This is a genomic window from Methylomonas sp. DH-1, from assembly GCF_046097555.1.
Lineage (GTDB): Bacteria > Pseudomonadota > Gammaproteobacteria > Methylococcales > Methylomonadaceae > Methylomonas > Methylomonas koyamae.
On sequence record NZ_CP143089.1, the window covers coordinates 2,694,917 to 2,708,825 of the forward strand.

Sequence of the window (13,909 nt, forward strand, 5' to 3'; positions counted from 1 at the left end):
TCACCACAACCCCATCACCCCTCGCAAACTCTTCTCCACCGCCGCCAGTTCCTCGGCGGTGACGGTGGCGAGGGGGCCTTCGCCGAAGCGGTCTCTGTCCAGGGCGCGGGGTTGGTCGGTAATGACCTGGCACGATTTCAACAGGCGGCCGCGCGGCCGGTTGAGGTTGCCGACCCAAATTTCGCCGCGCTTCATCATTCCCACCATTTTTCATCGGGGTCGATACCGGCGGCGCGCTCTTCGGCAATCACTCGGTCCAGGGCGTCGTCGGCCGCATCGAATTCATCGGCGATTTGCAGCGCTTCTGCCCTGGCTTGCGGATCGTTAGCCAAAGCGCGTGCCGCCGCCGCCACCATTTCCGCCATAAACCGCTCGCGTTGGCGGCGGGCCAGGTATTCGGTGATCGCCAGGCGGGCAATTTCCGATTGGCTTTTGCCTTCCAATTGGGCTTCGGCTTTGAGATTGGCTTCCTCGGGTAAACGCAGGCTGAGGGTAGGTATTGCGGACTCCTTACAAAGGCGATGTGACAGACAGATTGTATGACAGAACGTATATCGAACCAGGCGTTTCTACCATGTGCGACATAACGACAAACGATTGGCCCGAAGAAACCCCCTTCCCTTTGGATCATCCGGAGATTCCGGCATTGATCCTCGAAGCCGTTTTACAGTATTGGCAACCGGGGTATGTTTTGCATCGAATGGTCACCAAGCAAGGCTTGGAGTGGTGGCTGCTCGATACCGAAGGCGGGTTGATCGAAGCCTTTTGGCTTGACTAAGTTTTAAGAGCAATCGAGCGAATCATGTCCGACGAACGCCCGCCCATTCAACTGGAACTGCCGTTACCTTTCCCGGAACTATCCGGCGACATGCCTTTATTGCCGGCGCGGATGATTAACGAATACCAATACTGCCCGCGTCTGGCCTATCTGGAATGGGTGCAGGGCGAATGGGCGGCGTCGGCCGACACGGTGGAAGGCGATCACGCCCATCGCCGGGTGGATAAGCCGTCCAAAAGTTTTCCGGAAGCCGACGAACTGGACGAGACGGAAAAATTGCACGGCCGCTCGATTACCTTGTCCTCCAACCGTTTGGGGTTGATCGCCAAGCTGGATTTGATCGAAGCCGAGGACGGCGTGGTCACGCCCATCGATTACAAACGCGGCAAACGTCCGCACGTGGCGCGCGGTGCTTACGATCCGGAGCGGGTACAGCTTTGCGTGCAGGGCATGGTGTTGCAGGAACATGGCTATGTCTGCGAAGAGGGCGCCTTGTACTTTGTGCAAAGCCGCGAGCGGGTGCGGGTGGCTTTCGACGAAGAATTGAAACAACTCACCGCCAATGCCATCAACGGTCTGCGCTTGATCGCCGCCGGCGGCCATATTCCGGAACCCTTGCAGGACAGTCCTAAATGTTCCGGCTGCTCGCTGGTGGGTATTTGTCTGCCGGACGAAGTCAATTACCTGCGCCACGCCGACCTGGAACCCCGGCCGCTGGCGGTGATGCGCGACGAAGCCTTGCCGGTTTACGTGCAAGCCTGGAAGGCCAAGATCGGCAAGAAGGGCGAGGAGCTGGAAATCAGCATCGACGACGAAAAAGTCCAAACCGCGCGGCTGGTGGACACTTCGCAAGTGGTGGTGATGGGCAACGTCTACATCACCACGCCGTGTTTGCAAGACCTGATGAAGCGGGAGATTCCGGTCAGTTGGCACAGCTACGGCGGCTGGTTTGTCGGCCACACCATCGGCACCGGCCATAAGAATGTCGAGTTGCGCACCGCCCAATATAAAGCCAGTTTCGACGACAAAACCTGTCTGGCAATTGCCCGCAACCTGGTGCGAGCCAAAATCCAGAATTGCCGAACCCAGGCCCGGCGCAATTGGCGCGCCGACGAGCCGGTGGAAATATTGCTGGAACCGCTGAAATCCCTGGCCGATAAATCGCAGCGCGCTGTGGATTTACCACAATTGTTGGGTATCGAAGGCGCGGCGGCGGCCTTGTATTTCGGCGCGTTCGATAAATTGATCAAAAAGCCGGACGACAGCAAACAGATGAGTTTTGACTTTAATACCCGCAACCGCCGTCCGCCCACCGATCCGGTCAACGCCTTGCTGTCGTTTGCTTACGCCATGCTGGTCCGCACTTGGACCATGAATCTGAGCGCGGTTGGTTTGGACCCGTATCGCGGCTTTTATCACCAGCCGCGTTACGGTCGGCCCGCGCTGGCGCTGGATTTGATGGAACCGTTTCGGCCCATCATCGCCGACTCCACGGTATTGCAAGTCATCAACAACGGCGAAGTGCGGCCCACCGACTTTATCTGTGCCGCCGGCAGCGTGGCCCTGAACGAGGGCGGCCGCAAGCGCTTCATCACCGCCTTCGAGCGGCGCTTAAGCCAGGAAGTAACGCATCCCATCTTCGGTTACAAGGCCAACTATCGGCAGGTGTTCGAGATTCAGGCGCGCTTGTTCGGCCGCTATTTGCTCGGTGAATTGCCGGAATATCCCAACTTCACCACCCGCTGATGGCTGCCCTCGAACACCTGTATATCGTGACTTACGACATCAGCGATACCAAACGCTGGCGGCGGGTGTTTCGGCTGATGAAAGGTTACGGCGACTGGCTGCAACTGTCGGTTTTTCAATGCCGGCTCAGCCGCAAACGCCATGCGGAATTAATCGCGCTGTTGGATGGCATCATCCATCATAGCGACGACCATGTTCTGATCATCAATGTCGGGCCGGCGGAAACGGTGAAGCCCTCGGTGGTCAGTTTGGGCAAGGATTTCGAAGTGGTGGAACGGCAGCCGGTGATCGTCTGATGTTGAGGAGATCAGTAAAATGTCGGCCGATCTCCACTCAAATGTGGCCGGTTCAAACTGTAAAACCGGCTCGTGGGTTTGGTTGGGTCTGGCGTACAGTCGCCCTGTCTCCTATCGCCACGGTCTGATTTTATTACGGTTTACCGTGTATGTTTCAAAAGCTTGGCAGGGCAACAATAGAATGGAACGAAAATTGACCGGTTTAAACTGGTGGCTGAGAACGTTAATCGGTGCTTGCCGCCACCACGCGAGCGCTGCAGTGCCGCGCAAAAGTCTGGCAGCTCTCGCAAGCCGGCAGCTCTTTAACAATCAGGAACTTAGCTATTTGGATTGGCGCGGCGCAGGCTTTTCCGCTAAAGTTGACCGGCCGTTTTACGCAGTCCTCGCAAACGGCCCGCGCAGGCCGCGCCAATCAAGGCCTCCAGCCCGCGCTGCATTCCCCGGCCTCCCGCCGGGGCCTCATTGAAGCTATACACGCCGCACTCGGCGCGCTTGGACAGGCCCCAGCATTCCCCGGCCTCCCGCCGGGGCCTCATTGAAGCAGTTGGCGTTTGAACGAATTGAGGTTTTTGGTCATGGGCATTCCCCGGCCTCCCGCCGGGGCCTCATTGAAGCTTCTTCAGCCTCTTTCAAGGCTCGGCAAAGCCTTGGCATTCCCCGGCCTCCCGCCGGGGCCTCATTGAAGCTGTGACCACACACACGACCAACGCTATCAATACGCAGCATTCCCCGGCCTCCCGCCGGGGCCTCATTGAAGCAATAATGCTAACTCTACTATAGATACTTGTCCTAATCGCATTCCCCGGCCTCCCGCCGGGGCCTCATTGAAGCCGGTTGTTCCGCAAAATCGTAACGCTGGGGCATTGGCATTCCCCGGCCTCCCGCCGGGGCCTCATTGAAGCAACGGGGGGCGTTTCAATGGATAACAACGGCCAATTTGCATTCCCCGGCCTCCCGCCGGGGCCTCATTGAAGCCAAAGTGACCAGCACGGTATCGCGCTGGCCGCCAAGCATTCCCCGGCCTCCCGCCGGGGCCTCATTGAAGCCGGTTGACGTGGTCGATAAATTCGCCGCTGGTCATGGCATTCCCCGGCCTCCCGCCGGGGCCTCATTGAAGCGTCACGTCGCTGTTATAGGTGCTTTTTATGGTCGTGCATTCCCCGGCCTCCCGCCGGGGCCTCATTGAAGCTGGGGCGGCCTGTTTAGTATTAAAAAGGCTAATTCGCATTCCCCGGCCTCCCGCCGGGGCCTCATTGAAGCAACCATGATTTTTTGTAACGAGCTGATTTCGTTCGGAGCATTCCCCGGCCTCCCGCCGGGGCCTCATTGAAGCTTGCGTGGAATCAGCAGGGTGTAGAAGGCGCATTGAGCATTCCCCGGCCTCCCGCCGGGGCCTCATTGAAGCACCGGCGGCACCACCGCGCCGGACATGTCCGCAGCGAGCATTCCCCGGCCTCCCGCCGGGGCCTCATTGAAGCAATGCCTGCGGCTTTACCGAGACTTTGTTAGCCGCGCATTCCCCGGCCTCCCGCCGGGGCCTCATTGAAGCAATACCGCCAATTCGCCGATAGAGACCAAGGCCAGATGCATTCCCCGGCCTCCCGCCGGGGCCTCATTGAAGCGACGTGTTTCCACCACCGAGAATCGTGAGATTCGTCTGGCATTCCCCGGCCTCCCGCCGGGGCCTCATTGAAGCACCCATTTACGCCAGACAACTGTCGCCCCCATATACGCATTCCCCGGCCTCCCGCCGGGGCCTCATTGAAGCTGGGGCCTGTCCAAGCGCGCCGAGTGCGGCGTGTATAGCATTCCCCGGCCTCCCGCCGGGGCCTCATTGAAGCAAGCGCGCCGAGTGCGGCGTGTATATGGGGGCGACAGCATTCCCCGGCCTCCCGCCGGGGCCTCATTGAAGCAACTTTCGCCGGCGACGGCCGCCCCCCTTGGTATAGGCATTCCCCGGCCTCCCGCCGGGGCCTCATTGAAGCGAATGTAGCTTAGCCCCGTATCCCTCCAGAACATCAGCATTCCCCGGCCTCCCGCCGGGGCCTCATTGAAGCTAATCTCGATTCTAAATTGCAGGTATCCCACATGGAGCATTCCCCGGCCTCCCGCCGGGGCCTCATTGAAGCGGTGGAACGATTCGAAGGTCGCCATCTGCGCTTGGTGCATTCCCCGGCCTCCCGCCGGGGCCTCATTGAAGCTGGAATGCGATCAAAATCCAGCAGTTTTACTGCAAAGCATTCCCCGGCCTCCCGCCGGGGCCTCATTGAAGCAACGTGCCGGTTGCGAGCCGAAACGTTACGTCAAGCTGCATTCCCCGGCCTCCCGCCGGGGCCTCATTGAAGCGAACCGCGATGGATGGCGTGGGAAGAGGTTAAAAAAGCATTCCCCGGCCTCCCGCCGGGGCCTCATTGAAGCAATCACGACGATTTCGGGAGAAGCCAGTGGCGAAAGGGCATTCCCCGGCCTCCCGCCGGGGCCTCATTGAAGCAATCACGACGATTTCGGGAGAAGCCAGTGGCGAAAGGGCATTCCCCGGCCTCCCGCCGGGGCCTCATTGAAGCAATGGACTAATCCAACAATAAAAAATAAAATTAATTGCATTCCCCGGCCTCCCGCCGGGGCCTCATTGAAGCAGGGTGTAATGTTTTTCTGTATTTTGCTGATGATGGCATTCCCCGGCCTCCCGCCGGGGCCTCATTGAAGCATGGTCGTCCCGCACGTAAACGCACCGCTCGAACATCGCATTCCCCGGCCTCCCGCCGGGGCCTCATTGAAGCAATTTCCGAATCAACCAACAACTCAAACCGCTGCTTGCATTCCCCGGCCTCCCGCCGGGGCCTCATTGAAGCATATGGTTCGGCAAGGACGGGCAAGGTGTCATGGCCGCATTCCCCGGCCTCCCGCCGGGGCCTCATTGAAGCGTCACGCCTTGGGTGGCGTAACGCCTGATTGATCCCGCATTCCCCGGCCTCCCGCCGGGGCCTCATTGAAGCTGCACGCACTGAACTACGAACCGATCGACAACAACGGCATTCCCCGGCCTCCCGCCGGGGCCTCATTGAAGCGCGAACTGCGCGGCTTTGGCTGCGCTGTGATTGCTAAGCATTCCCCGGCCTCCCGCCGGGGCCTCATTGAAGCGGATTCCAGGCGCTGACTACCATGCGCCGGCTGTCGGGGCATTCCCCGGCCTCCCGCCGGGGCCTCATTGAAGCTCTCCGACCAATTCCAGACCATCGGTGAAAATCTGGCATTCCCCGGCCTCCCGCCGGGGCCTCATTGAAGCTGCCATGTCTGCGCCCTCTTCTAGCTGGCTAATCGGCATTCCCCGGCCTCCCGCCGGGGCCTCATTGAAGCGAAGAAGGTCGTGAAGAGGTAGCGATCAAGGCCGGCGCATTCCCCGGCCTCCCGCCGGGGCCTCATTGAAGCCTCAGCGACTACGCTCAGCAACGTGCAATTGGCTCGCATTCCCCGGCCTCCCGCCGGGGCCTCATTGAAGCAGCCAAGCGCGGTCAATCCTTCTATTAACTCTGTCGGCATTCCCCGGCCTCCCGCCGGGGCCTCATTGAAGCTTGAGCTCTAACTCGACCCTGATCCAGTTCACGAAGCATTCCCCGGCCTCCCGCCGGGGCCTCATTGAAGCAGCTCGCGAGTACAAAACCGGCTCCGAATCCCAGGGAGCATTCCCCGGCCTCCCGCCGGGGCCTCATTGAAGCATGCATGCCGAAACTATCCGCAAAACTGCATTAGAGGGCATTCCCCCGCCTCCCGCCGGGGCCTCATTGAAGCTGCTGGCCATCACCGCTATTGGCGCGGCGATCGCTGGCATTCCCCGGCCTCCCGCCGGGGCCTCATTGAAGCGAAATGAACGGCCAGCGATGGGCTTACATGACAGATAGCATTCCCCGGCCTCCCGCCGGGGCCTCATTGAAGCCAATTCTTTCGCGCCCTGCAAGCGGCCGGTGGCGGTGCATTCCCCGGCCTCCCGCCGAGGCCTCATTGAAGCATTGCTCGGAGTGCTGCGCTTGCACGGTTGACGATGCCCCCCCGGCCTCACACCAGAGACTCTTGGAGCGATAACGAAAAGCAATGTAATAACCGGCTAACTTTGCGCGATCAGCCGGCGCAGTTCGGTCAGTTGGGATTGGGCTTCGTCGATTGCGAAGCGGTCCAGTTTGTTGCCGATTTCGGCAACGATAGCCTGATAATGGCTGTCGGCCAGACTTGCGCGTACTTGTTCCATCAAATCCTCCGCCGCACCCAGGTCGTGTTCCAAGGCGTCAGCCAATTTTTCCAGCAATGCGGTCATTTCCGCCTGCGGTTTGGCCGTTACGCTCGCCTCTGCCGCGGCGGAATGGCCGGCGGCGGGCAGATTGCCGATTTCGGCCAACAATTCGGCCAACAAAGTGTCCATTCGCTGCAATTGGCCGGGGTCGGGGCATCGGTTTTGTTTCAGCAGGCTGTCGACCTCGGCGGCGGCTTCGAATAGCGCCACGGCCGCCAAGTTGCCGCTAACCCCTTTCAGGGCGTGGCAGCGTTCTTCGGCCGCCTTCAGTTCGCCGGCGTCGACCAGGCCGCGAATCTCGGTTACCGCTCCGGGGTAATGGGCCGCAAACCGTTGCAATTGTTTGCGGTAGGCGTCGGTGTTGCCGCCAATACGGCGAATGCCTTGGCCGGCGTCGACGGCAGCCAAGGCCGCCAAATCGGCCGGTAAATCGGGCTGGCCGCTTTGGCGGCTGCCGGCTTCGCGTTGCGGCAACGGTACCCAGGTCGACAGTGCCGACAACAGCCGCTCAGGGTCGATCGGTTTGGTGATATGGTCGTTCATTCCGGCCTCTAAACTTTTTTCCACATCGCGCGCCATGGCATGCGCGGTCATGGCGATAATCGGTAGCTTGGTGTAACGGGCATCGCCGGTGGCCACCGCCAGTTCCCGTATCCTGCGGCTGGCCTGCAAGCCGTCCAGCACCGGCATCTGAATATCCATCAACACGGCATCGTAAGCCTGTTGTTGCACCATGGCGACCGCTTCTTCGCCATTGACCGCCTCGTCCACTTGCATGGCATGGCTGCGCAACAATTCCGACGCGAATTCGCGGTTGATTTCGTTGTCCTCCACCAACAGCAGGCGGATGCCCTGCAAATGGCCGACGTTGCCGGCGTTGGCGGTGCCGATTTGTTTGAATTTGTCGGCCATGGCCTGCACCCGGCCGCGGCCCAATGCCGACAGGATCGCATCCAGCAGCGAGGACGGCGATACCGGTTTGACCAAAAAGCCGTCGATGCCGGCGCGGCCGGCCGCATGCATGACGTCTTCGCTGCCGTAGGCGGTGACCATGATGATTTTCGGTTGCCGCACCAGCCCGGAATCGGCCCGAATTCGGCTCACGGCTTCGTCGCCATTCATGCCGGGCATTTTCCAATCCATCAACACCACGTCGTAGGGTTCGGTGCCGGCCTGGCCGATCCGGTTCAATGCGGCAGCGGCACTGGCGGCGCTATCGATGCGCAAATGAAACGGCCGCAACATGTCGGCGATGATTTCCCGCGAGGCGGCGTTGTCGTCCACCACCAGCACGCGGACATCGGCCAATAACGCGCCGATGCTGCGCTCCATCGCTTGCTGGCGCACCAACGTTTCGCCGGCGACGCCCAATTGCACGGTAAAACAGAATGTGGTGCCTTTGCCCGGTTCGGAATGTTCGATCCAGATCCGGCCCTGCATCATTTCCACCAGGGTTTTACAGATGGCCAAACCCAGCCCGGTGCCGCCGAAGCGGCGGCTGGTACCCTGGTCGGCCTGGGTAAATTCCTTGAACAATTTGTCTTTGTCGGCAGCGGACATGCCGATGCCGGTGTCGCGTACCGCGATCCGCAAGTCGATGCTTTGCTCGGTTTGGGCCGTGCATCGAAACGCCAGTTCCAGTTCGCCGGTTTCGGTGAACTTCAAGGCGTTGCCGCACAGGTTGGTCAAGATCTGGCCGAAGCGCAGCGGATCGCCGACCAGGATCGGCGGGATTTGCGGATCGTGGCGAATCAAAAATTCGATACCCTTCAAGCCGGCCTGGTAACCGATCATGTCGGCCAGTTGTTCGACGACGCTGTCGAAGTGGAATTCGATGCTTTCCAGTACCAGTTTGCCGGCTTCGATTTTCGAGAAATCCAGAATATCGTTCAAAATTCCAAGCAAGGCCCGCGCCGAGCTGTGCGCCTTGGCCAGATAGTTGCGCTGCGACGCGTTCAAATCGGTCTGCAGCGCCAGGTGCAGCATGCCCAACACGCCGTTCATCGGCGTGCGAATCTCGTGCGACATGTTGGCCAGAAACTGGCTTTTGGTCTGGGTGGCAGACTCGGCGGCGTCGCGGGCCTCTTTCAACGCCGCTTCGGCCTGAATCCGCAACGTGACGTCTTCGTAAGTACTGACGAAGCCGCCGTCGGCGATGGGGCCGCCGGCGATTTCGATGACGCGGCCGTCGAGCCGGATGCGGGTGAAACGGTGCGGCTGAAACCGGGTAATCTGCGCGAACAATTGGTTAAGGGCGCCGTCCGGGTTTTTGAAGCGCAGGGTGTCGTGGTCCAGATCGAAGCGGACGAATTCGGCATGGTCGCGCCCGGCCTGCAACATAGCGGGCGGATAACCGCGCACTTCGCTGAGTTTTTTGTTCCAGACCAGCAATTTCAGCTTGCCGTCGAATGCGATCAAACCCTGCGACATGCTGTCCAATACCGTCGCCAGGATCACGCTGTTGTGCGCCAATTTGGCGTTGCTGTCGGCCAACTCGGCGGTGCGCGCCGCCACCCGTTCTTCCAACGCTTCGTTGATGCCGGCCAATTGTTTTTCGTTTTCGGCCAGTTGCCGGTTGGCGGCCAACAACTCCCGGTCGCGGGCCTCGATGGTGGCAATCATGGTGTTGAAGGCGCGGTTCAACGCACCGAATTCGTCGTCGCTGTCCACGGCGGCGCGCAACGTGTAGTTTTTCTGGCTGTTGATGGTTTCGACGGTTTTTTTCAGTTGCATCAACGGCACCGACACCAGCCGTTGCAAGCGGGAAGCCAATAACAACGCTATCGTCGCCGACAAGGCGATGATGGCCGCCGCCGCCAGCAGGAATTGGCGCCACAAGCCGATCAGTTCGTTCAGGCTGGCTTTGATCCAGACTTTACCGAGCACCTGGCCATCCAACAGGATGTCTTCGCCGACGTTGCTGTAGCGTTCGTAAACCACGACGCCGCCCTCGCCCAGCAAGCCCGGATATAACGGCGGACAGGCCTCCTCGCGGCGGTATTCGGCGAACAAATGGTCGTTGCGGTCGTAAATGCAGGCGGAGACGATGCTGCTTTTCATGCTGAGCGCGGCCAGAGTACCGGCAGCGACGCCGCTGTCGTTAAACGACAGCGCTACGGTGCTGCGGTTGGCGACGATGCGCGCCAACGAGCGTATATCGCGGTCCATGTCGGATTTGACCCGGATGTGTTCGTAAGCGATAAAACCGGCGCCGGCCAATACCAAGGCCACGCAACTGGTCGCCAGCATGATCAGCACCAACTTGGTTTTAATGTTCATATCGCGTTTGGCATGGGTCATGGCAAGTTTCTCGCAAGCATCAGCGGACGATACGGGCTATTTCCATCAGTAAGGCATTGATTTTCAATTGGGCTTTGCGCACCGCTTCCGGATTGACGCTGAGCTTGACTTGGCCTTGTTCGCGGTAAAAACCGACGGCACCGCCCTGTTCGGCAAAGCCGTCGGCGTCGCTGACCGTCAGCACCGGCGCGCCGCTGACCTCGCGCATCAGCGCCGGCAATTCCGCAATGGTCCGCTCGACGTACAAAATCTGGCAGACGTGCGGGTCGTCGACTCCCGACCAGATTTGCAGCAGGCGGCCCTTGGTGTCGCGGCTGGCCAGGTCGCTCAAGATATTAACCACCGCTTCGGAGCCGACCACGCAGATGTGCAGCGTGTCGGCCGCCGTCGGCCATTCGACGAACTTGGTAAAGTTGTATAGGTAGTTCGCCTTGGTATTGGCCTCTGCCGCATCGTCGGCATGGCCGGGCTGCAGCAGCAAGCCGAGCAGCAATCCCAGCAGCCGGACCGGCGCTCGGCAACGTCGCCGCGGTATCGATGCGAAATCGGCCATCAAAACTCCAACCGCGCGGTTAGCTTCAGCGTCAGGCCCGGCCCGGCCAAGGTGCCGAGCGGCGAGCCGAAATTCGGCGATGCAAAATCCGAGTTAAATCCCGCGTAGTTTTTGAAATCGAACAAATTCAACACATCCAGGCGCAGTTTCATCCGCGTGTCGTGCGGCGTATCGAAACTTTTGATCAAAGCGACATCGACTTGGCGGTAACCCCACCAATTGCCGGGAAAAATGAAATCTTCGCCGCGCGGCGCGAAGGTATCGAAGCGGCAGCCGCCGCCGTTGCAATTGACGCCGGAGCGGGTTTCCGGCGTGGCCAGGGTCAGCTTGGTGGAGAAAATCAGGTCCCAAGGCAAATCGACGCTGCCGCTGGCGACGATTTTATGTTTGCGCACGCCGGCGGTGTCCAGCCAGCCGACGCTATGGGTATTGGGATATTCGAACAAATAGCTGCTGTTGTCGGCAAACGATTGCGGTTTGTTCTCTTCCGAATCGGTAAAGGTATAGGCAAAGGTCATGCCCCAACCGCTATCGCGGTCGTAGGGTTTCTCGGCTTTCAGGAAGATCGAATTGGTTTTGGTCTGCACGCCGTTATCGAACAGAATCAGTTGGCCGTAACCCGGCAAGGCCTGGAAGGTACCGCCGAAAGCCGAGCCCGGCGGGTAGAAGCTGCCGTCGGCATTGCGGCCGCCCAACAGGCCGACCAAGCCGTTGTAGCTAACCACGTGCGAAAAAGCGATTTCGGTGAACCAGTTGCCGATCCGGTTGCGCATGCCCAGGCTGAACTGGTCCGAGAACGGCGTTTTCAAGTTGTTGCGGATCAAATTGATTTCGCGGCTGGTTCCCGGCTGCGCTCCGGTCAGCGCCGTCAACTGCGCCGGCGAGTAATTCAGGTATTCCGGCGCCCAGGCGATGCAGTCGGCTGCTGCGGCGCAATCGTAGTTCGGGTCGCCCAGAAAGTTGACGCTGTAGCTGGGATAAGTGCCCTTGGTTTGCTCCAGTTGCAACACGTCGTAGATATTGCGGTCGTAAGCGCGGGCAAAGCCGCCGAATACGACGTGGCGCTGGTCGGCCAGCAAATCGTAGGCAAACCCCAGCCGCGGCGCGATATTGTTGCTGTCGGCACTGCGGTTATTGCCGCTGCTGATGAAATTTTCGATGTCGTAACCGGCGTTGCCGTTCTGCAGATTGCTCCAGCCGCGCAAAGCCCCTGCCACGTCGGCCGGCGTGACAAAATTCAGATAACCGGGGTTGTATTCGTAATCCCAGCGCAGGCCCAGATTCAAACTGAGGTGTTTGTCCACCTGCCAGTCGTCTTGCAAATATACGCCGAACTGGCTAACGTCGCTGGCGGTGCTGCCGTCGCCGGCCCCGGCCAGCGCCGAGGCCCAACGCACCCGGTACGGAGTGCCGGCCGGATTATTCAAGTTGAAACTGAATTGCGGATGATAGGGATCGCGTTCCAACGCGTTCAGTTCGATCCGCTTCAGTTTGACGCCGACTTTAGCGACGTGCTCGCCGTACCAGTGCAAATCGCTGAAGGTCAAATCGTCTTGCAGGCCCGGTCCGTTCTGGCCCTTCTGTTGGTAATTGGTGCTGCCGCCGGCGTTTAACACCGAGCGGCTAGCCAGCGTGTTGCCGCTCAGGCTGCCGTCCAAACGCTGCAATAAGACGCCGGGCGCGTTTTCGGCCGGCGTTTGCTGCCAGTTGGCGTCCTCGTAGGTAAAACGGGCCTCGTTGACCCAATGTTCGGCGCTGTACTGGTATTTGAAGTCCAGCCTGTGCTCGCTGTTGCCTTTTTCCAGCGCATAGGTGCGGGCATTGATGCCGCCTATTCCCAAGCTTTCGGTTTCGTCGCGGAATTTGAACGAGGCCTCCAGCAGATGCCTGGCGCCGATCGCCCAATCCAATTTGCCGAAAAACAAGTCCTGCTCGAACGGCCGGTTGAATGCGCCCAGCAACGGCCGGTAAGCGGCCGGGACCGAACCGCCGTCGCCGGCGGCGACGTTGGCGAAGTCGTCGTTGACCTTGCGTTCGTAGGCCATGAAGAAATGGGCAACGTCCCGGACGATGGGCCCGCTCAAGGTCACGCCGTATTGGGCCTGTTCGGTGTCGCGCTTGCCGGCGAGCTGTTCGCTGGGGGTGGCCGCCCGCAAATCCTGGTTGGTATGGTCGTAAAAGGCTTCGCCTTGGAACCGGTTGCCGCCGGACTTGGTTTGGACCGAGACCGCCGCGGCGGCGACCTGGTCGAACTCGGCTTTGTAGTTCTGGCTGATGACCTTGTATTCGGCCACGGCCGATTCCGGAAACACGTTGCCTTTGCTGGAGTCCTGGCCGGCCACGCCGCCGCGTACCACATAGTTCTTTTGGCTGACGCCGTCGATGAACAGATTGACGCTGTCCGGCCGCTGGCCTCCGCTTTGCAAGCGGGTAGCGCCCTCCTCGCCGTTGACGACGTTGACTCCGGGAGCGAGGTCGGCGTAATTCAGGAAATTGCGGTTGACTTGCGGCAAGCGCTGCATTTGCTCCGGCGTCAGGTAGGTCGCCAGTTCCGACGAATTTTGTTCGGCCGGATTGCCGTCCGCAGTGGCTACATCGGGTTTCGGATCGAGCGAAATGTCGAGCAAGGCGGTCTGGCCGACCTGTAGCGTCAATTCCTGCTCGGCTTTCCGGCCGTCTGGGGCCAGCACCGAAAGCCGGTAGCGGCCCGGTTTCAAGGCCATCAGCACATAGGAGCCGTCTGCGCGGGAGAAGGTGCGGGTCGAGAAGCCGCGTTGCAGGTGGGTGGCAATGATTTGGATGCCGGCTTGGTCGCTGCCGGCGCCGAGCCGGACTTGGCCGCGAACCATCGCCGCGCTGATGTCGGCGCGGGCCGGCGGGCAAAGCCATCCGCCGCATAAGGTTGCCATGGTTAACCAGTGCAGTAGCCGCGGCATCGTGCGGTCCGGTTT

8 protein-coding genes and 1 CRISPR repeat array are annotated in these 13,909 nt (G+C 60.3%); of the genes, 3 read left to right on the forward strand and 5 right to left on the reverse strand.

Annotated features, from left to right (window positions below; genetic code table 11):
- A complete protein-coding gene (locus VXJ35_RS12325) occupies positions 1–207 on the reverse strand; it encodes a hypothetical protein (RefSeq protein WP_082880901.1) in 207 nt (68 codons plus the stop codon).
- A complete protein-coding gene (locus VXJ35_RS12330; RefSeq protein ID WP_231914740.1) occupies positions 195–443 on the reverse strand; it encodes a CopG family transcriptional regulator in 249 nt (82 codons plus the stop codon). The genes VXJ35_RS12325 and VXJ35_RS12330 overlap by 13 nt, the downstream gene beginning before the upstream one ends.
- A gap of 80 nt (positions 444–523) precedes the next feature.
- Here VXJ35_RS12330 and VXJ35_RS12335 point away from each other — a divergent pair, with 80 nt between their 5' ends.
- From VXJ35_RS12335 to cas2, 3 genes are read left to right on the forward strand one after another with little or no spacing between them, the layout of a single operon-like run.
- On the forward strand, positions 524–778 hold the full coding sequence (locus VXJ35_RS12335) for a hypothetical protein (RefSeq protein ID WP_157198170.1): 255 nt from the start codon (positions 524–526) through the stop codon (positions 776–778).
- Between the two features lie 24 nt (positions 779–802).
- Entirely contained in the window at positions 803–2,524 is a 1,722-nt protein-coding gene (locus tag VXJ35_RS12340) for a CRISPR-associated endonuclease Cas4/Cas1 (protein WP_064021787.1), read from the forward strand.
- Positions 2,524–2,820: a CRISPR-associated endonuclease Cas2 gene (gene cas2 / locus VXJ35_RS12345; RefSeq protein ID WP_064021788.1), complete on the forward strand. Its 297-nt coding sequence runs from the start codon at positions 2,524–2,526 to the stop codon at positions 2,818–2,820. The genes VXJ35_RS12340 and cas2 overlap by 1 nt, the downstream gene beginning before the upstream one ends.
- A gap of 433 nt (positions 2,821–3,253) precedes the next feature.
- A CRISPR array of direct repeats spans positions 3,254–6,826; the repeat unit is 36 nt; unit sequence GCATTCCCCGGCCTCCCGCCGGGGCCTCATTGAAGC.
- Between the two features lie 96 nt (positions 6,827–6,922).
- Here cas2 and VXJ35_RS12350 read toward each other — a convergent pair.
- Genes VXJ35_RS12350 through VXJ35_RS12360 form a run of 3 tightly spaced genes read right to left on the reverse strand, consistent with a single transcriptional unit; the run spans position 6,923 to position 13,894 of the window.
- Positions 6,923–10,405 carry a response regulator gene (locus tag VXJ35_RS12350; protein WP_064021789.1) on the reverse strand — a complete coding sequence of 1,161 codons (3,483 nt, stop codon included), beginning with the start codon at positions 10,403–10,405 and terminating at the stop codon, positions 6,923–6,925.
- Positions 10,406–10,424: 19 nt separating this feature from the next.
- Complete coding sequence (locus VXJ35_RS12355; RefSeq protein ID WP_064021790.1) at positions 10,425–10,958, reverse strand: YfiR family protein; 534 nt, start codon at positions 10,956–10,958, stop codon at positions 10,425–10,427.
- Positions 10,958–13,894, reverse strand: a complete 2,937-nt coding sequence (locus VXJ35_RS12360) for a TonB-dependent receptor (RefSeq protein ID WP_082880902.1) — start codon at positions 13,892–13,894, stop codon at positions 10,958–10,960. The genes VXJ35_RS12355 and VXJ35_RS12360 overlap by 1 nt, the downstream gene beginning before the upstream one ends.
- Between the last annotated feature and the right edge of the window lie 15 nt (positions 13,895–13,909).